16 protein-coding genes and 1 pseudogene are annotated in these 18081 nt (G+C 70.4%); 5 read left to right on the top strand and 12 right to left on the bottom strand.

Annotated elements, in window-relative coordinates:
• Nucleotides 1-19 precede the first annotated feature (19 nt).
• From ABS735_RS12725 to ABS735_RS12700, 6 genes are all read right to left on the bottom strand, one after another.
• Nucleotides 20-940 (bottom strand): VOC family protein, encoded by a 921-nt coding sequence (locus ABS735_RS12725; protein WP_373900905.1) that lies wholly within the window; start codon nucleotides 938-940, stop codon nucleotides 20-22.
• A 109-nt stretch (nucleotides 941-1049) separates the two neighbouring features.
• On the bottom strand, nucleotides 1050-1961 hold the full coding sequence (locus ABS735_RS12720; RefSeq protein ID WP_373900904.1) for a LysR family transcriptional regulator: 912 nt from the start codon (nucleotides 1959-1961) through the stop codon (nucleotides 1050-1052).
• 91 nt (nucleotides 1962-2052) lie between these two features.
• A complete protein-coding gene (locus ABS735_RS12715) occupies nucleotides 2053-3021 on the bottom strand; it encodes a sugar ABC transporter substrate-binding protein (RefSeq protein WP_373900902.1) in 969 nt (322 codons plus the stop codon).
• 100 nt (nucleotides 3022-3121) lie between these two features.
• Nucleotides 3122-4144 (bottom strand): ABC transporter permease, encoded by a 1023-nt coding sequence (locus ABS735_RS12710; RefSeq protein WP_373900901.1) that lies wholly within the window; start codon nucleotides 4142-4144, stop codon nucleotides 3122-3124.
• The gene (locus ABS735_RS12705) at nucleotides 4141-5652 is read right to left on the bottom strand and encodes a sugar ABC transporter ATP-binding protein (RefSeq protein ID WP_373900900.1); all 1512 of its coding nucleotides are present in this window, start codon (nucleotides 5650-5652) and stop codon (nucleotides 4141-4143) included. The genes ABS735_RS12710 and ABS735_RS12705 overlap by 4 nt, the downstream gene beginning before the upstream one ends.
• The gene (locus ABS735_RS12700) at nucleotides 5649-6218 is read right to left on the bottom strand and encodes a carboxymuconolactone decarboxylase family protein (protein WP_373901279.1); all 570 of its coding nucleotides are present in this window, start codon (nucleotides 6216-6218) and stop codon (nucleotides 5649-5651) included. Before ABS735_RS12700 ends, ABS735_RS12705 begins: the two co-directional genes overlap by 4 nt.
• Before the next feature lie 233 nt (nucleotides 6219-6451).
• On the opposite strand from ABS735_RS12700, the gene ABS735_RS12695 reads away from it, so the two are divergent.
• Together ABS735_RS12695 and ABS735_RS12690 are read left to right on the top strand one after the other, a co-directional pair.
• Entirely contained in the window at nucleotides 6452-6862 is a 411-nt protein-coding gene (locus ABS735_RS12695; RefSeq protein ID WP_373900899.1) for a cupin domain-containing protein, read from the top strand.
• Between the two features lie 92 nt (nucleotides 6863-6954).
• Entirely contained in the window at nucleotides 6955-7935 is a 981-nt protein-coding gene (locus ABS735_RS12690; RefSeq protein ID WP_373900897.1) for a bile acid:sodium symporter family protein, read from the top strand.
• A gap of 131 nt (nucleotides 7936-8066) precedes the next feature.
• Here the strand turns inward: ABS735_RS12690 and ABS735_RS12685 are convergent, their stop codons facing one another.
• The 6 genes and pseudogenes from ABS735_RS12685 to ABS735_RS12660 all read right to left on the bottom strand — a co-directional run bounded on the left by ABS735_RS12685 (nucleotide 8067) and on the right by ABS735_RS12660 (nucleotide 14764).
• Nucleotides 8067-9380: an MFS transporter gene (locus ABS735_RS12685; RefSeq protein ID WP_373900896.1), complete on the bottom strand. Its 1314-nt coding sequence runs from the start codon at nucleotides 9378-9380 to the stop codon at nucleotides 8067-8069.
• Nucleotides 9381-9618: 238 nt separating this feature from the next.
• Nucleotides 9619-10449: pseudogene (locus ABS735_RS12680) on the bottom strand (Fe-S oxidoreductase); the annotation flags it as partial.
• A gap of 30 nt (nucleotides 10450-10479) precedes the next feature.
• Nucleotides 10480-11442 (bottom strand): electron transfer flavoprotein subunit alpha/FixB family protein, encoded by a 963-nt coding sequence (locus ABS735_RS12675; RefSeq protein ID WP_373905944.1) that lies wholly within the window; start codon nucleotides 11440-11442, stop codon nucleotides 10480-10482.
• Nucleotides 11443-11488: 46 nt separating this feature from the next.
• A complete protein-coding gene (locus tag ABS735_RS12670; RefSeq protein WP_373905945.1) occupies nucleotides 11489-12274 on the bottom strand; it encodes an electron transfer flavoprotein subunit beta/FixA family protein in 786 nt (261 codons plus the stop codon).
• Nucleotides 12275-12341: 67 nt separating this feature from the next.
• Nucleotides 12342-13508, bottom strand: a complete 1167-nt coding sequence (locus tag ABS735_RS12665; RefSeq protein WP_373905946.1) for an acyl-CoA dehydrogenase family protein — start codon at nucleotides 13506-13508, stop codon at nucleotides 12342-12344.
• 68 nt (nucleotides 13509-13576) lie between these two features.
• Nucleotides 13577-14764, bottom strand: coding sequence for a CaiB/BaiF CoA transferase family protein (locus ABS735_RS12660; protein ID WP_373905947.1), 1188 nt, complete (start codon nucleotides 14762-14764; stop codon nucleotides 13577-13579).
• 227 nt (nucleotides 14765-14991) lie between these two features.
• Between ABS735_RS12660 and ABS735_RS12655 the strand changes: the two genes are divergently transcribed.
• The 3 genes from ABS735_RS12655 (at nucleotide 14992) to ABS735_RS12645 (ending at nucleotide 17779) form a co-directional block, all read left to right on the top strand.
• Nucleotides 14992-15963, top strand: coding sequence for a LysR family transcriptional regulator (locus tag ABS735_RS12655; protein ID WP_373905948.1), 972 nt, complete (start codon nucleotides 14992-14994; stop codon nucleotides 15961-15963).
• Between the two features lie 137 nt (nucleotides 15964-16100).
• On the top strand, nucleotides 16101-16970 hold the full coding sequence (locus tag ABS735_RS12650; protein WP_373905949.1) for an HTD2 family dehydratase: 870 nt from the start codon (nucleotides 16101-16103) through the stop codon (nucleotides 16968-16970).
• The gene (locus ABS735_RS12645) at nucleotides 16967-17779 is read left to right on the top strand and encodes an HpcH/HpaI aldolase/citrate lyase family protein (RefSeq protein ID WP_373905950.1); all 813 of its coding nucleotides are present in this window, start codon (nucleotides 16967-16969) and stop codon (nucleotides 17777-17779) included. Before ABS735_RS12650 ends, ABS735_RS12645 begins: the two co-directional genes overlap by 4 nt.
• Nucleotides 17780-18081 lie beyond the last annotated feature (302 nt).

Genomic DNA, 18081 nt, shown 5'->3' with positions numbered 1-18081 from the left:
TCGGGACAAGGCAGGGGCGTCAGGAAGAGGCGGGGGCGTCCTGGTCGCGGTTGGTGCGCAGCGCCCAGATGTGGTGGGGCGGGGTGGTCTCGTGGACGCGGGTCTCGTAGGTGTCGTCGACCCGGTCCATGTCGGCGGCGTACTCGACGCGACCGCCGCAGGGGGCGTGCAGGAAGCGGAAGACGTTGGAGCCGACGGTGTGGCGGCCGAGCCTGCGGGCCTCGCGCCAGCCGCGCTCGATCATGAAGTTGCCGCCCTCGATCACGTCGTCGAAGCCGGGTACCTCGTAGGCGATGTGGTTGACCCCGACCCGGTCGGGGCGGTGGCACAGCAGCATGGTGTGCTGGTCGTCGTCGCCGGGGGCCTGCATGAAGACACCCATGGGTTCGACCACGTCGGTGGGGCGGAAGCCGAGGAGGTCGGTGTAGAAGGCGACGGCCTCCTCCTTGCCCTCCTTGGCGATGTTGAGGGCCACGTGGCACATGCGCAGCGGGTGGGCGCGGGTGATCGGGTCCAGTGCCTGGTTCCAGCGGTCGACACTGCCCAGGGTGTTGGCGCGGCGGGGTTCGACGGTCGTCTTCTTCGGCCGGGCGAGGGTGAGTCCGACGCCGAAGCCGCTCAGGTCGGCGGTGTGGTGCACGCCGTCGGCGCTCTCGCGGACGTCGTGGTGCCGGCCGACGGCGGCGACCAGGCGGTCCAGTTCCGCACGGGTGTCGACGCCCCAGACGACCTCCCGCAGGGTGGGGCCGCTCTCGACGGGGGCCGGCAGCAGCGGTCCGGGGGCGGTGTCGAGGTGGAGCGTCTGCCCGGTGAGTGTCTCGAAGACCGCGTGTTCGTCGGTCCGCTCCACCAGGAAGAGCCCGAAGTCCTCGAAGAACCGCACACATGTGTCGAGGTCGTCGATGCCGTAGGTGGCCGATTCGATTCTCTGGATTCCCATGGATTCCTCGTTTCCGTCTCGCCCGGTGAGCGTAGGTTTGGGGGCGTGCCCGTCTCAATGGCCCGAGGTCCCCGGAGTTCGCAATCGTTTCTTGCGCCGTCGTCGGCGGTTACGAACGGATGGCGGGAGTGGGATTCCGGGAGAACCAGTCGGCGAGGAAGTCGAGGAAGACACTGACCTTGCGCGGGGTGTCCTGGCCGGGGCCGTAGATGGCGTACAGCGGGCGGTCCGGCACGGCCAGCTCCGGCAGCAGCTCCTGGAGGGCGCCGGAGACCAGCTCGTCGTAGACCGGACGCTGCGGGAGCAGGGCGATGCCCCGGCCGTGGACCGCGGCCTTCTGCAGGGCGAGGTAGGAGTTCGACGAGAAGGCGATGTTGCGGATCTTGTGCAGGGTGCTCGCGTGTCCGTGGCCGATGCGCCACACCGGGTCGTTGACGTGCACGAGGCAGTCGTGTGCGGCGAGGTCGTTGACGTGGGACAGCGTGCCGTGCTGCTTGACGTACTCCGCGGACGCGCACAGCACGAAGGGCAGCGAGGAGATCTTCTTCAGGCGGACACTCGAGTCGCGGAGGTCTCTGGTGTGGAAGGCGACGTCGAAGCCGCTGTCCAGGAAATCGTAGGTACGGTCCGACATCCCGCCCAGTTCGAACCGGATGTGGATTTTGGGATGGGCGGCGGAAAACGCGGCGATGGCGTCGCCGAGATCGAGGCTGCCGATCCATTTGGGACAGATGACGCTGAGCGTGCCTTCGGGGCGGTCGTGGCGCTGGGCGATGCCGGCGTCCTCGGCCTCGATCTCGTCCAGGATGCGGGCGGCGAATTCGGCGTAGCGCTGACCGGGTTCGGTCAGGCTCACCGAGCGCGCGGTGCGGTTGACGAGGCGGACACCTATCTGACGCTCCAGTTCCGCCACGTGCCGTGAGACCAGGGAGCCCGACGAGCCGAGTTTCTTGGCGGCCCCGGCGAAACTGCCCACCTGGGCGACGGTGACGAAGCTGTGCATCAGAAGCAGGCGATCCATGTTCTTCCTCCGAAGGCCGCCCCCCGCCCGACCGGCGCCGGGCGAGGAGCAGGGGTTCCGCCGTGACGGGCGCCGGTTCCCGGTGGGGGCCCTACTTGGGGCAGTACTGGGGAGCCTCGGTCAGGTTGTCCTTGGTGACCAAGACAAGAGGAATGTCGGAGATCTTGTCAACACCTTCCTCCTTCTTGTCGAGCAGCGAGACCGTGCTCTTCACCGCGGTCTGCCCGATGGTCGCCGCCGAGTTCGCGACGGTCGCGGAGAGGCGGCCGTCCTTGACCGCGGCGACGCCCTCCTCGGTTCCGTTGACGGACACGATCTTGACGTCCTTGGCTCCGGCGGCGTCGAAGGCCTTGCGGACGGCGAAGGCCATCTCCTCGTTGGCGACGAAGGCGTAGTCCAGGTCGGGGTGGGACTGGATCATGTTCTCGGCGACGTCCTGGGCCTTGGCGGGGTTGAACATGCCGGGCTGGTTGGCGACCACCTTCGCGGTCTTCGGCAGGGCGTCCTTGAAGCCGCCGACCAGCATGTCGGAGGCGGCGCCGGGGGCACCGGCGACGATGCCCACGCTCACGTTCTTGCCGCCCGCGTCCTTGCTGATCCACTCGGCGTCCAGGGCGCCGGCCTTCTTGAGGTCGACCACCGCGGCGCCGAGCACCTCGTCCATGTCGGAGGTGGCGACGGAGGTCAGGTAGATCGGGATGCCCGCGCTCTTGGCCTTGGCTATGTCGCCCTCGAGCGCGTCGACGTTCACGGTCTGGACGATGAGGGCGTCCACGTTCCGGGCGATCATGTCCTCGATGTTGGACAGTTCGGTGCCGGCGTCCTGCTTGGAGTTGGCCGAGTAGACCTTGGCGTCCTGCGCCTCGGCCTCCTGTTCGACGGCGCGGAGCAGACAGGTGTGGAAGTGCGTGTTGGAGCCGTTGACGAATCCGAGGGAGACCGAGCCGTCGGCGGCGCCCCCGGTGTCGTTCCCGGAGCCGCAGCCGGCGAGGACCAGGGCGGCGACGCCGGCGAGCGAGGCCGCGGCGGCGCGGCGGCGGGAGGGGGCGATGGACTTCATGGGGTCGGGCCTTTCCTGCGTCGTTGAAGAGAAGGTGCTTGCGTGGGGGCCGCGCGGAGTGTGGGGAGGCGCGAGGACATGGGGTCGCTCCGGCAGGCCGCTAATGGCCCGGTGAGGACTTGCGCTGGAACTCGTTGATGACCGCCGCGACCAGGAGTACGCCTCCGGTGACGACGAGTTGGTAGTTGCTGTTGACCTGGAGCAGGTTCAGGGCGTTGGCGACCACGCCGAGCAGGACCACACCGATGACGGTGCCGATGATGGTGCCGTGGCCGCCGGCGAGGGACGTACCGCCGATGACCACCGCGGCGACGGCGGTCAGCTGGGTCTGCAGGCCCGCGGTGTTGGGCGCGGCGGCGCCGAGCCGGGAGAGCAGCATCAGTCCGGCCAGGCCCGCGAGCACACCGGCGAGCGCGTACAGGGCCAGCTTGCGCGCGTTGACGTTGATGCCGCTGAGCCGGGCGACGTGTTCGTTGCCGCCCATGGCGTAGGCGTCGCGGCCGAAGGTGGTGAAGCGCATGGTCACGCCGACCAGCGCCAGGATCAGCACCGCCACGACGGTCAGATAGGGCACGCCGACGACCTCGTCGTTGCCGAGGGAGGACATCTTGTCGCCGATGGTGACGCTCATGCCGTCGAGGACCAGCAGGGCGACGCCGTCCAGCAGCATCGCCGAGGCGAGGGTGGCGACGAACGGGGCGACCCGTGTGTAGGTCACCACCAGGCCGTTGACCAGTCCGATCAGCGTGGCCAGCGCCAGACAGACGACCACGACGACGGGTGTGGACCAGCCGCCGTCGATCAGCTGCGCGCCCACGCACAGGGTGACGGCCGCGTTGCTGCCCATGGAGAAGTCCATGCCGCCGGCGGTCATCAGCAGGGTCAGGCCGGCCGCGATGACGGCGTTCACGCTGACCTGGCGCAGCACGTTGAGCAGGTTCTGCGAGGAGGTGAACGCGTCGGCCTGGACGGCGGTGAACACGCACACCAGGATCAGTACGACGACCAGCCCGCCGTGCGGGACGTGCAGCAGCCCACGGGCTCCGGAGCGGGAGGGGGCACGGCGTTCGGAGGGGCCGGGCGCCGCGACGTCCGGGGAGGCGGAGGGGGTTTTGAGGCTCACTTCGGTTGACCTCCGAGTGCGGTCGCGACGAGCTCGTCGCGGGTGATGGCGTTGATGTCGTGTTCGGCGACCGTGCGGCCGGCGCTCACGACGACGACCCGGTCGGCCAGCCGCATGACCTCCTCGGCGGAGGAGGAGGCGAGCAGGACGGCGACGCCGCGGGCGGCGAGGTCGTCGACGAGGGTGTGGATGTCGGCCATGGCGGCGACGTCCACGCCGTTGGTGGGGTCCTCCAGGAAGCAGGCGACCGGCTCGGTCTCCAGCCACTTGCCGAGCAGGACCTTCTGCTGGTTGCCGCCGGACAGGGAGCCGACGGGCGGGTTGCCGCTGAGGGCGACGACGCCGTAGGTGTCGCGCACCGGAGCGGCACGGCGGGCGAGGTGTCCGGTGCGGTGCAGCCTGCGCCGCGCGAAGCGGTCGCCGGCCAGCATCAGGTTCTCGTCCACGGTCATCCCCTGGACCAGGCCGAGCGAGCGGCGGTCCCCGGTGACGCAGCGCAGCCCGCTGGCGAGGGAGGCCGGGACCCGGCCGAAGGGCACGGCGCGCCCGTCGACGCGGACCTCTCCGGCGTCCGGGCGCTGCCGTCCCGACAGCAGGTCGAAGAGCCGGGACTGGGCGTCGCCGGCCGGGCCGAGCACGGCGACGATCTCGCCCTTGCGCACCTCGACGGTGAAGTCGCGGATGGCGCGGCCCTGGCTCAGACCCCGCACGACGAGCCCGTGGTCGTCCTTGGGAGCCGGGCGCTCGGGGCGGGTGGAGACCACGTCCCGGCCGACCATGCTGCGCACCAGCGAGGCGGGGTCCAGCTCGGCGGCCGGCGCGCTGCGGACCAGGCCGCCGTCGCGCAGCACCGTGACCCGGTCGGCGATGGACATGACCTCGTCGATGTAGTGCGAGATGTAGACGACGGCGACGCCCTCGTCGCGCAGCCGGCGCACCAGGGCGCGGACCTGCCCGGCGTCCCGGGCGCTGAGGCAGGCGGTCGGTTCGTCGAGGATCAGCACCTTGCCGCCGCGGCGGACCTCGCGCGCCACCTCGACCATGGTCTGCTCGGCGACGGTGAGCGTGCCCGCGACCCGGTCGACGTCGATGTCGATGCCGAGGCCGGACAGGGCGGCACCGGCCTGGACGCGGGCCGCCTTCCAGTTGACGGCGCCGAAGCCCCGGGTCGGCAGGTCGCCCAGCATGACGTTCTCGGCGACGGTGAGGCCCATGGCCAGTTCACGGCGCTGCGGCACCGAGGAGATGCCGAGCCTGCGGGCCTTGCGGACGGTCAGTCCGGCGTGCTGGTGTCCGCCCACCTCGATGGTGCCGCCGTCGGGCTGGTGGACGCCGCTCAGCACCTGTACCAGGGTCGACTTGCCTGCGCCGTTCATGCCCATCAGGGCGTGGATCTCGCCGGGGTAGAGGTCGAGGTCCACGCCTTTGAGCGCGGCGGCTCCGCCGAAGCTCTTGGTGACGCCGCGGACGCGGAGCACGGTCCGGGTCGTCGTCGCGGGCGAGCTCACGCCCGTGTCCCGTCGTTGCCCGGGGCGGCGGCGACCCGGCCGTAGCCGCGGACGTCGGGGAACGGGGGCTCCTTGTCGGCCTGGAGGTCCACCTGGAAGGTGTTCAGGCACATGCCGAGCATGGTGAAGTTGCCGAGCGCGCCGATGGTGTCGACCAGACCCTTGGCGCCGAAGTGCGCGAGCGCGGCGGCGAAGGTCTCGTCGGTGACGAAGTGCTCCTCAAGGATCTCGCGGCAGAACTGGTAGAACGCCTGGTCCGCCTCGTTGTCGAAGACCGCCTCGCGCTTCTCCGCGACGGCCTTGACGGCGGCCTCGGGGATGCCGGCCTCGATGGCCTGGTGCACGTGGGCGTTCCACGAGTACTGCGCGTCCCAGTTGCGGGCCGCCATGAGCAGCGACAGCTCGCGCAGGTGCTTGGGGAGGCTGCAGTCGAAGCGGGCGAAGGCGCCGAGGGACTCGGCCCGTTCGCACATCTCCGCGCTGTGCAGCCACACCCGGAAGGGGCCGCGGACCGCGCCGCGGCGGCCGGCGATACGAGCGGCCAGCTCCTGCTGCCGCTGGTCCATTTCCTCTTCGGTGAGAACGGGGAGCCTCATCTGGCCGATACCTGCCTTTTCTTTCCGGCGCGTTTCCGCAACGAGACGAGAGCCGTGCGGTGACAGGTGACGGTACAGCCGGGGAAAGGATGCTCACCCCTCTCGGATTGCAACGTAAACCTGCATGCCGGAGGGCACCGTTTCGCGTCGGCGCGACCTAACGTCGGTCGTCGCTACACGTTGGACTGGAGAGGAATCCCGGGATGACCACCATCATCAAGGCCGCGACGGTGCCCCTGCTCGACCGGGGCGGCGCCGTGGTGACGACGCCCCTGATCACCACGCCCTCGGCGGGCGGGGAGAACCGCATCACCAGCGGCATGAGTGTGTATCCGGTGGGCTCCGGGGCGCCTTTGCACTCGCACAACTGCGACGAGCACGTGACGATCCTGGAGGGTGAGGCGGAGGTCTGGGTCGACGGCGAGGTGACGAGGCTGGAGCGGTTCGACACCACCTACGTCCCGTCGCCCGTCCCTCACCTCTTCCGCAACGTCGGCGACACCCCGCTGCGCATTCTGTGGGTGTACTCGTCCGGCCATGTGACGCGGACGTTCACGGAGACGGGCAGGACGGTGGAGCACCTGTCGGCCGAGGACCAGATGGGCCGCGACTGAGCCCGTCCGCCGGTCACCCCCGCGAGCCGTCCCGATGATCACATCGCGAGACGGCCTTGCGTCGCGCCGCCCACCAGGCGTTGTCTCGCACGGTGCGAACCGAAAGAACCGAAAGTACCGAACGCGGCGAAGACCTGGGCAACGACGATGTCACCGGCGACCGCTCCGCGCGGCGCGCCGTCACCGTCTTCCCGGTCCTCGTCCTCCTGGCCGGCGCCCTCGGCCTGCTGCTCCCCGGGAGTTTCACCGGGTGGAGCGAGGCGGTGCCGTACCTGCTGGGCGTCGTGATGTTCTGCATGGGCATCACCATGACCCCGGAGGACTTCCGCGGGGTCGCGAAGCGTCCCTGGGCGGTGGCGCTCGGGCTGGTCGCGCACTACGTCATCATGCCGGGGCTCGGCTGGGCCATCGCCCACCTGCTCGACCTGCCCCCGCAGCTCGCCGCCGGCGTCATCCTGGTGGGCTGCGCGCCCAGCGGCACGGCCTCCAACGTGGTGACCTACCTGGCCCGCGGCGACGTCGCCCTGTCGGTCTCCGTCGCGACCGTCTCCACGCTGGTCGCCCCGCTGGTCACCCCGCCGCTGACGCTGCTGCTGGCCGGCGAGTACCTCCCGGTGGACGCCGGGTCCATGGTCACGGACATCCTCAAGACGGTGCTGCTGCCGGTCCTCGCGGGCGTCGTCGTACGGCTGCTCGCGGGACGGTTCGTGCGGCGGGCGCTGCCGGCGCTGCCCTGGCTGTCCGCGCTGACGATCGCCGTGATCGTGGCGGTCGTCGTGGCGGGCAGCGCGGACGCCATCAAGTCGGCCGCCGGGCTGGTTTTCGTCGCCGTCGTGCTGCACAACGGGCTCGGTCTGGCCCTCGGTTACGGCGCGGGGCGCCTCGGCCGGCTGGGCGAGCCCGGCAGCCGTGCCATGGCCTTCGAGGTCGGCATGCAGAACTCCGGCCTCGCCGCGTCGCTGGCCACCGCCCATTTCAGCCCCCTGGCGGCGCTGCCGGCCGCGGTCTTCTCCGTCTGGCACAACGTCTCCGGCGCGGTGGTGGCCGCGTGGCTGTCGCGCCGGGGGCGGTGACGTGACCTGCGGTCGGCTGAGCGGGGGCGCCGTGTCGTCCCTGCTTGCGGTCCGGCTGCGGATGCGTTGTGGCTCGCGCCCGCGCGGCGGAGCCGCACAATGTCACAGCCCCGCGCCCCTTCGGGGCGCGTTCAGTGGGCCGGGGCCAGCTTGTGCTCGGTCGGGGCGGCTGTCGTGCGCAGGGCCGCTATGCCGATGAAGACCATGGACGAGAAGCCGGCGATCGCGAAGGCGGTGAAGCCCCAGTCGCCCTTGTCCGCGGCGAGCAGCTGGCCGCCGAGCCAGGGGCCGAAGACGGCGCCGAAGCGGCCCATGCCGGAGGTCCAGCCGACGGCGGTGGCGCGGTTGGCCGGGGCGGAGCCGATGGAGACGGTCGCGTAGATCATGGTCTGGGCGCTGTTGAGGAAGACGCCGGTGAGGAAGACGACCACGAAGGTCAGTGCGAGCGGCATGTGGATGCTGAGCAGGAAGACGCCGCAGGCGGTCAGCGCGAACCAGATCGCCGAGATGCGCGGGGCGCCGAACCGGTCGGAGGCGCGGCCCGCGACCAGCATGCCGACGATGCCGCCGAGGTTGAACAGCACGACGAAGGTGAGTGCCGAGCCCAGTTCGTAGCCTTCGCTGCGCATCAGGGTGGGCAGCCAGGTGGCGACGCCGTAGACGAGGAGCAGTCCGCCGAAGGAGGCCAGCCAGTACAGCAGGGTCTGGATCCACTCGCGGCCGCGGAAGAGGCCCGCGAGGCTCTCCCAGCGGGCGGTGGCGGGCTTGCCGGCCGGGGTGGCGGGGAGTTCTACCTCGTAGCGGCCGGCCAGTGCGCGGGCCTCCTCGGTGCGGCCCTGGGCGACGAGGAAGCTGAGCGACTCGGGCAGGAGCTTCAGGAGCACCGGGACGAAGAGCAGCGGGACCACGCAGACCCAGAAGGCGGAGCGCCAGCCGAGCGGCTCGACGATCCACAGGGCCACGTAGGCGGACAGGATGCCGCCGGCGTGGTGGGCGGTCATCAGCAGGCCGATGGTGATCGCGGCACGGCCCCGGGGGGCGTAGTCGGAGACCATGCTGATCGCGGTCGGCAACAGCCCGCCGAGGCCCACACCGGCGAGGGTCCGGCCGAGCCCGAAGACGGCGACGCTTCCGGCGATCGCGCACAGGCCGGAGGCCAGTGAGAAGAGCGTGACGCAGGAGACCATCAGCTTCTTGCGGCCGATCCGGTCGGCGATCGTGCCCGCGGCCAGCGCGCCGACCAGCATGCCGAAGGTGGCGTAGCTGCCGAGGTCGCCGGCCTGGCCCGAGGTGATGCCGAGAGCCTTCTCTTCGAGCATGTGGGGCAGCACGGAGCCGTAGATGAACATGTCCAGGCCGTCGAAGAGGACGGCCAGCCAGCAGAGGCCGACGACCAGCAGGGCCAGTCTGCTGCCGCGGACGGACAGCGCGGGTGAGGAGGACATCGTTGTTTCCTCTCGTCCAGGAGGCGGTGCCTGGAGGGGACGTGTGATGGGGCGACGCTAAGGACCGCACTCCGGGAGTGTCAACGCTTTTGTTAACAATCTCAGCAACGATTTGGGGGTGGGTCGCGCACGCCGGCGTGCGTGCTCGGCAAACACGTCCCGCAGTCGCCCTCCGTCGTGTACGGCCACGGCGTCGCCCTCGGCCGACGCGTCCGCGACCTGCTCGGCGCCGAGGCNCGGGGTCGGTGAAGTCGATCGGCTCGCCGCCCGAGGTCATCGGGAGCAGCGCGCCCAGCGCGGTGCCGCCCTTCGCGTCGCGCTTGAACCAGATGTTCGGGAAGGCCAGGAAGCGGTGCCAGGCCACACCCATGTCGGTCTTCAGCGCGACCGTGATCATCCAGATGAACGAGGTCGCGATCTTCAGCATGGCCACCAGGTAGACCAGGTCCTCCAAGGCGGACGTGCTGACTCCGGCGAACATCGACACGAGCGGGTACGAGATGAGATACGAGGCCTCGTAGCCGTCCACGTGGTGGAGTGCGCCCTCCAGGCCGCGCAGCGTCAGGATCGCCAGGCCGATGATCAGGATGACGGCCTCGACGAAGTACGCCTGGCCGAAGTTGGAGCCCGTGAAACGGGACTTGCGACCGAGGCTCCTCGGGTGGTTCAGCTGGCGAATCACGATGAGCGTGAGGATGCCGCCTACGGTGAGCAGGCCGATGAGCTCGGTGAATACCTCGTACGGCGCCCAGTCCCCGATGAGCGGGAGGTACCAGTCGGCCCGGAAGAGCTGCCCGAAGGCGTTCACCAGGGTCAGGACGAGAGTGAAGAAGCCCACGGCCACGAACCAGTGCGCGACGCCCACGACGCCCCAGCGATTGAGGCGGGTGTGGCCGAGGAACTCCCTGAGCACGGTCAGGCTGCGCTGCTTGGGGTGGTCGGTGCGGCTGCCCGCGGGTAGGTCCTGCCCGAGCCGTACGAAGCGGTGGATCCGCACGACGGCTCGGGCGAACAGCGCCGCGCCGACCGCGGCCAGGACCAGCGACACGGTGATCGCGGCGAGTTGCATGGGGAACGCCTTCTGTGTCTCGGTGGAGGTTCAGCCCTTGCGGGACTTCACTTCCTCGGTGAGCTGCGGGACGACGTCGAAGAGGTCACCGACGACGCCGTAGTCGACCAGGTCGAAGATCGGGGCCTCGGCGTCCTTGTTGATCGCCACGATCGTCTTCGAGGTCTGCATACCGGCCCGGTGCTGGATCGCACCCGAGATGCCCGAGGCGATGTACAGCTGCGGGGAGACGGACTTGCCGGTCTGGCCGACCTGGTTGGTGTGCGGGTACCAGCCCGCGTCCACCGCGGCGCGCGAGGCGCCGACGGCCGCGCCGAGGGAGTCGGCGAGGGCCTCGATGATCGCGAAGTTCTCCGCGCCGTTGACGCCGCGGCCGCCGGAGACGACGATCGCGGCCTCGGTCAGCTCCGGACGCCCGGTCGACTCGCGCGGCGTGCGCGAGGTGACCTTCGTACCGGTCGCGGCGGCGGAGAACGTGACCGACAGGGCCTCGACCGCACCGGCGGCCGGCGCCGGCTCCACGGCCGCGCTGTTCGGCTTGACCGTGATGACCGGGGTGCCCTTGGAGACGCGGGACTTGGTGGAGAAGGCGGCGGCGAACACCGACTGCGTGGCCACCGGCTCCTCGGCGCCGGCCTCCAGGTCGACGGCGTCGGTGATGATGCCGGAGCCCAGACGCAGCGCCAGACGGGCGGCGATCTCCTTGCCCTCCGCGGAGGACGGCACCAGCACGGCGGCCGGCGAGACGGCCTCGACCGCGGCCTGCAGGGCGTCCACCTTCGGCACGACCAGGTAGTCGCCGTACTCGGACGCCTCGTGGGTCAGCACACGGGACGCACCGTGCTCGGCCAGCGTCGCGGCGCTCTTCTCCGCTCCCGCGCCGAGCGCGAGGGCCACCGGCTCGCCGACACGACGGGCCAGCGTCAGCAACTCCAGAGTGGGCTTGCGGACGGCACCGTCCACGTGGTCGACGTAGACGAGAACTTCAGCCATGGATCCTTGACCTTTCTCAAATGAACTTCCGGCCCGCGAGGCTGTGTCAGACGAACTTGTGCTCCGCGAGGAAGGCGGCGAGCTGCTTGCCGCCCTCGCCCTCGTCCTTGACGATCGTCCCCGCGGAACGGGCCGGACGCTTCGCCGCGTCGTCGACCGTGGTGTAGCGGCCCTCCAGGCCGACTTCCTCCGCCTCGATGTCGAGGTCGGACAGATCCCAGGACTCCACCGGCTTCTTCTTGGCCGCCATGATGCCCTTGAAGGAGGGGTAACGGGCCTCGCCCGACTGGTCGGTGACCGACACGACCGCCGGCAGCGACGCCTCCAGCTGCTCCGTGGCCGAGTCGCCGTCCCGGCGGCCCTTCACCACGCCGCCCTCGACCGAGACCTCGGACAGCAGCGTCACCTGCGGCACACCCAGCCGCTCCGCCAGCAGCGCCGGAACAACACCCATCGTGCCGTCGGTGGAGGCCATGCCCGAGACCACCAGGTCGTAACCGGCCTTCTCCACCGCCTTGGCCAGCACCAGGGAGGTGCCGATGGCGTCGGTGCCGTGCAGGTCGTCGTCCTCGACGTGGATCGCCTTGTCCGCACCCATGGACAGCGCCTTGCGCAGCGCGTCCTTCGCGTCCTCGGGACCCACCGTCAGAACGGTGACCTCCACGTCGTCGTCGGAGTTCTCAGAGATCTGCAGCGCCTGCTCGACCGCGTACTCGTCCAGCTCGGAGAGCAGACCGTCCACGTCGTCCCGGTCGACGGTCAGGTCATCGGCGAAGTGCCGGTCGCCAGTGGCGTCGGGCACGTACTTCACACATACAACGATGTTCACCATGAGGGTGTTTCCTGTTCTCCACGGCGGCCCGAAGGGGCCGCTTGCCTCGGTGCTTGCCGCGCACGTCCTACGCGTCGATGCCGCCGCGCTTGACGAGCTGGCTCGCGATCACGTTCCGCTGGATCTCGTTCGTGCCCTCGCCGACGATCATCAACGGGGCGTCACGGAAGTAGCGTTCGACGTCGAACTCGGTCGAGTAGCCGTAACCCCCGTGGATACGCACCGCGTTGAGCGCGATCTGCATGCCGGTCTCGGAGGCGAAGAGCTTGGCCATCCCCGCCTCCATGTCCACCCGTCGACCGGCCTCGGCCTCACGCGCCGCGTACAGGGTGAGCTGGCGGGCCGCCGTCAGCGAGGTGGCCATGTCCGCGAGGTAGTGGCCGATCGACTGGTGCTGCCAGATGGGCTTGCCGAAGGACTCGCGCTCCTGGGCGTAGGCGAGGGAGTCCTCCAGGGCCGCCCGGCCGACACCGAGCGCGCGGGCGGCGACCTGGAGCCGGCCGGTCTCCAGGCCCTTCATCATCTGGGCGAAGCCCTTGCCCTCGACGCCGCCGAGTACCGCGTCGGCGGGTGCCCGGTAGTCGTCGAAGGCCAGCTCACAGCTCTCCACGCCCTTGTAGCCCAGCTTGGGCAGGTCGCGGGAGACGGTGAGGCCGGGGCCGTGCTCGACGAGGAGGATCGAGATGCCCTTGTGGGCGGGGCTGGCGTCGGGGTGGGTCTTGCACATCAGCGCGATCAGCTTGGCGCGCCGGGAGTTGGTGATCCAGGTCTTCGAGCCGTTGACGAGGTAGCCCTCGTCGTCCTTGCGGGCGACGGTGCGCATGGCCTGGAGGTCCGAGCCGCCACCGGGTTCGGTCAGGGCCATGGTGGCGCGCATCTCGCCGGTGGCCATCCGCGGCAGGTAGCGGCGCTTCTGCTCCTCGGTGCCGAAGTGCACGAGCAGCTTGGCGACCACGGTGTGGCTGCCCATGGCGCCGGCCAGGCTCATCCAGCCGCGGGAGAGTTCCTCGGTGACGAGCACGTAGCAGGGCATGGAGACGGGGTTGCCGCCGTACTCCTCGGGGATGGCCAGCCCGTAGATGCCGAGCTGCTTCATCTGCTCGATCAGGGCCTCGGGGTAGGTGTTGGAGTGGTCGAGTTCCTGGACGACGGGCTTCACCTCCTTGTTGACGAAGTCGTGCACGGTACGTACGACGGACTGTTCGTCGTCGGACAGGGCGTCCAGGGTGCTCACGGTGTACTCCTTCTCGTTCTGTGCCGAACTCGTTCCATGCCGAACTCGTTCTGTGCCGTAGCGGGCTGTCAGACGACGCCGTCGGTCCGCAGTTGCGCGATCCGCGGTGCGGTGATTCCCAGTTCGTGCAGGACGCGGTCGGTGTGTTCGCCCGGGGCCGGCACGGAGTCCATGCGCGGGTCGACTCCGGCCAGGTCCGCCGGGGGCCGGAGGGCCGGTACCCGGGCCCCGCCGGGGATGCCCACCTCGTGCCAGCGGTTCCGGCCGGCGAGGACCGGGTGGTCGAGGAACTCCCGTACGTCGTTGACACCCGCGTTCGCTATCCCGGCCTCGGTCAGCAGCCGCATGGCCTCGGCGCCGGCGGACCGTCCGAACCGCTCGGCGACGATCGCGTTGAGTTCGTCCCGGTGGGTCACGCGCCCCGAGCCGGTGGCGAACCGTGGATCGTCCACCAGGTCCGGCCGGTCGAGGAAGTCCTCGCACAGCGCCGCCCACTCCCGCTCGTTCTGGACGGACAGCAGCACCTGCTTGCCGTCGGCGGCCGTGTAGGCGCCGTAGGGTGCGATGGTGGCGTGCTGGGTGCCGATCCGCGGGGGCTGGGTGCCGCCGTGCCGGGTGTAGTGGGCCGGCTGGCTCATCCATTCCGCGAGGGCCTCGAACAGCGACACCTCCACCGCTCGCGCCACTCCCGTGGTGGCCCTGGTGTACAGCGCGGTCAGGATCCCGGAGTAGGCGTACATGCCCGCGGCGATGTCGGCGACGGACACTCCGGCCCGGGCGGTCTCCTGCGGTGTGCCGGTCAGTGAGACCAGCCCCGTCTGGCACTGCACGAGCAGGTCGTAGGCCTTGCGGTCCGCCCAGGGGCCCGTCGTCCCGTAGCCGGAGATGGTGCAGGGGATCAGCGACGTGTGCCGCTCCGTGAGGGACGCGGTGTCAAGTCCCAGCCGCGCCGCCGCCCCCGGCGCGAGGTTCTGCACGAACACGTCGGCCCGGCCCAGCAGTTCCTCCAGCACGTCCCGGCCGGACGGGGCCTTCAGGTCCAGGACAACGGACTCCTTGGACCGGTTGAGCCAGACGAAGTAGCTGGACTGCCCGTGCACGGTGGTGTCGTACCGTCGGGCGAAGTCTCCGCCTCCCGGGCGCTCGACCTTGATCACGCGCGCCCCCAGGTCCGCGAGCTGGCGGGTCGCGAAGGGCGCCGCCACGGCCTGCTCGACACTCACGACGGTGATGCCGGTGAGCGGGAGTGCGGTCACTGCGGCCTCCGGGGACTCGACGGGGAAGGTGCTGCCGGGTGGGGGACGGCGGATCTCCGCGCAGGGATCACACGAAGATCCGCCGGTGCCGAGGGCTGTGCGGTAACCCTCGAGCCGCCCGATGCGCCAAGGGGCAGGCGCACTCTGGGAACCTCCCTCGTTCCCGCAGCAAAGCCATCATGGTTGCTCATGGAGCGGCCCGTAAAATGCCAATCCATGATGACCCCATGCCGGGGGCCGATGGAGCGGAGGAAGCGATGGACGTCAAGCAGCTCAGAGCGCTCGTCACGGTGGCCGAGGTGGGCAGCGTCACGCGTGCGGCGGAAGTCCTGCACCTGGTCCAGCCGGCGGTCACCCGGCAGATTCGCACCCTTGAGCATGAACTGGGCGTCGCCCTCTTCGAGCGCACCCGGCAGGGGATGCAGCCCACGGCGGCCGGCTCGACCATGGTCGAGCGCGCGCGGCGTGCCCTGAACGAGCTGGAGCGGGCCCGTGCGGAGATTCGGCCCACCCCCGGCGCGGTCTCCGGCATCGTGACCGTCGGCCTGCTCGACAGCGCCTGCAACCTGCTGGCCGAACCGCTGGCCTCCGTCGTCCTCCGCGACCACCCGGGCATCGAGCTGCGCCTGCTCACGGCGTACTCCGGCCATCTGCAGCAGTGGCTCGACGACGGCGACCTGGATCTGACCCTGCTGTACAACCTCTCCAGCACCCCCTCGCTCAACGTCGAACCGCTGGTGCGCGAGAGGCTGTGGGCCGTGGCGCCGCCGTCCGCCGGCCTGCGGGCCGACCGCCCCGTCCCGTTCGAGGAGGCCGTGGCCCATCCGCTGGTGGTGCCCGCGGCCGGTCACGGGCTGCGCGCCGTGATCGACGCGGCCGCGGCGCAGGCCAGGGTGGAGATGAACCTGATCGTTCAGACCAACTCCATGCACGTGCAGAAGCAGCTCGTGCTGGCGGGGCACGGGTGGACGATCCTGCCCGGTGTCGGTATCGCGGAGGACGTCGAGCGGGGCTCGCTGAGCGCCGCGCCGCTGTGCGATCCCGAGGTGTGGCGTTCCATCGTGCTCGGCACCTCCAGGTCCGGGCGGATCACCCCCGCCGCGGAAGTGGTGGCCCGCGAGCTGACCCGCCGGATCCAGTCGTCGGTGCGTCAGGGGTTGTGGCCGTCCGCGGAGTTGCACACCGCGAAGGACGCATGAAGGCACCTGCCTCGGCACGACCGTCATGCCCCTGCGACATGCCGCCATCAGACGTTTCTATTACTCAGCGTCATCCATCAGCGCGCATGATGGGTCCGGCCGGTCGCCAACGCCCAAACCGCTTGAGGAGAAGACCCGTGCAGAGCACACACAGCGGGCTCGGCCCGTACGTGGAGTCGTGGAGTCCCGGGGCCGTCACCGAGGACGATGTCCTGTCCCCCGGCCCGGTCGCCGCGCTCTCGGCCCTGCTGGACCGGCCGGGCGCCGTCGCCGCGGCCGGCGATCCACTCCCCCCGCTCTGGCACTGGCTGTACTTCCTCCAGTGGCCCGCGCAGCGCGATCTGGGGCCGGACGGGCACCCTCAGCACGGCCATTTCCTGCCGCCCATTCCCGACCGGCAACGCATGTTCGCGGGCGGGCGCTGCGACATCTCCTCGCCGTTGCGCATCGGCGAACGGGCCCAGCGCATCAGCAGCGTGAGCACGGTGACGACCAAGCAGGGTTCCACCGGGGAACTCCTCTTCGTCACGGTGCGCAGCGAGTATCTCCAGCGGGGCACGACGTGCCTGGTGGAGGAGCAGGACATCGTCTACCGGTCGGGGCGGAGCGCCGGACGGCATCCGGCGGGCCTCGACACCTCCGCGCAGCCGGGCTCCGACGAGGCGTGGCAGCTGCCCGCGCATCCGGATCCCACGCTGCTGTTCCGGTTCAGCGCCGTCACCGCGAACGCCCACCGCATCCACTACGACATGCCGTACGCGACCGGCGAGGAGGGCTATCCCGGCCTCGTCGTCCACGGCCCGCTGCTCGTACTCACGATGCTGGAGCTCGTACGCCGCGACGTGCCCTCCCGTCCCGTCGGATCGCTGTCCTACCGTCTGCGCCGCCCCGCGTTCGCGGGTGAGCGCCTGCTGGCTTCCGGGACACCGGACGGACACGGGGCCGCGCTGCGCATCGCCTCGCACCGCGAAGAGCGTCACGCCACGGCGGAGGTGACCTTCGCATGACCCTCTCCAGCAGGCGGCTCGAAACCGCCCGCAGTCTGCTGTTCGTGCCCGGACACCGCCCGGACCGCTTCGCCAAGGCGCTGGTGTCCGGTACGGACGCGGTCATCATCGACCTGGAGGACGCCGTCGCGGGGGCGGACAAGGACCGCGCGCGGGACAACGCCGCGGCCTGGCTCGGCGAGGGCAACGACGCCGTGGTCCGGATCAACCCGCCGGGCACGCCCTGGTGCGACGAAGACCTCGACATGGCGGCCCGTCACGGCGCCCCCGTCATGGTGCCCAAGTCCGAGGACCCCGCCGTGCTGGCCGACCTCGCCTGCCGTACCGCGGGGAAGTGCCTCCTGATCCCGCTCGTGGAGACGGCGGCCGGTGTCGAGCGTGCGGCGGAGGTGTGCGGCACCAGCGGCGCGGTACGGATCGCCTTCGGCAACGTCGACCTCGCCGGTCAGCTCGGCGTCGCCCACGACGACCACGCGGCGCTCGCCTATGCCCGTTCCCGGCTGGTCTCGGCGTCGGCGGCCGCGGGCCTGGGCGCCCCCGTCGACGGTGTCACCACGAACGTGAAGGACCTCGGCGTCCTCGCCGCGGACATCGCCCACGCACGTCGGCTGGGCTTCACCGGGAAGCTCTGCATCCACCCCGGTCAGATCGTGTCCGTGCGGGAGCGGTTCGCCCCCACGGAGGACGAACTGCGGTGGGCCCGGTCCGTGGCGGAGATCGGCGACTCGGTGGCCGTGGTCGACGGTCAGATGGTGGACAAGCCCGTGCTGGAGCGCGCCCGGCGCATCCTCGCCGCCGCCGACGGCTGACCTCGGACCGGTCGTTGCGAACCGGGTGCCGAGACGCGGGTCAAGCGCCTGGGACCAGTCGCGTGCCGTGGTCGCGGGGCCCGCCTGCGCGAAATCGCCCGCCACAGACAGCTCCTGGGCCTCGTCGACGACGACTTACCCGTAGGCGCCGGCCGTGCCGGACCCTCCGCGGCGACGTCCCGCGGTACACCTCGACCTGCCTCGACCCGGAACCCCCTAGAGAAGTCACATATGATATATAGTTTTTCGGGATTTCGATGACACCCGCACAGCGCGTGCAATGAGGATCGAGACGCCTGCAG

This window comes from Streptomyces sp. MMCC 100 (assembly GCF_041538145.2).
Classification (GTDB): domain Bacteria; phylum Actinomycetota; class Actinomycetes; order Streptomycetales; family Streptomycetaceae; genus Streptomyces.
Note: the sequence above shows the minus strand (reverse complement) of the source record. Positions and strands in the feature narration are given on the sequence as shown.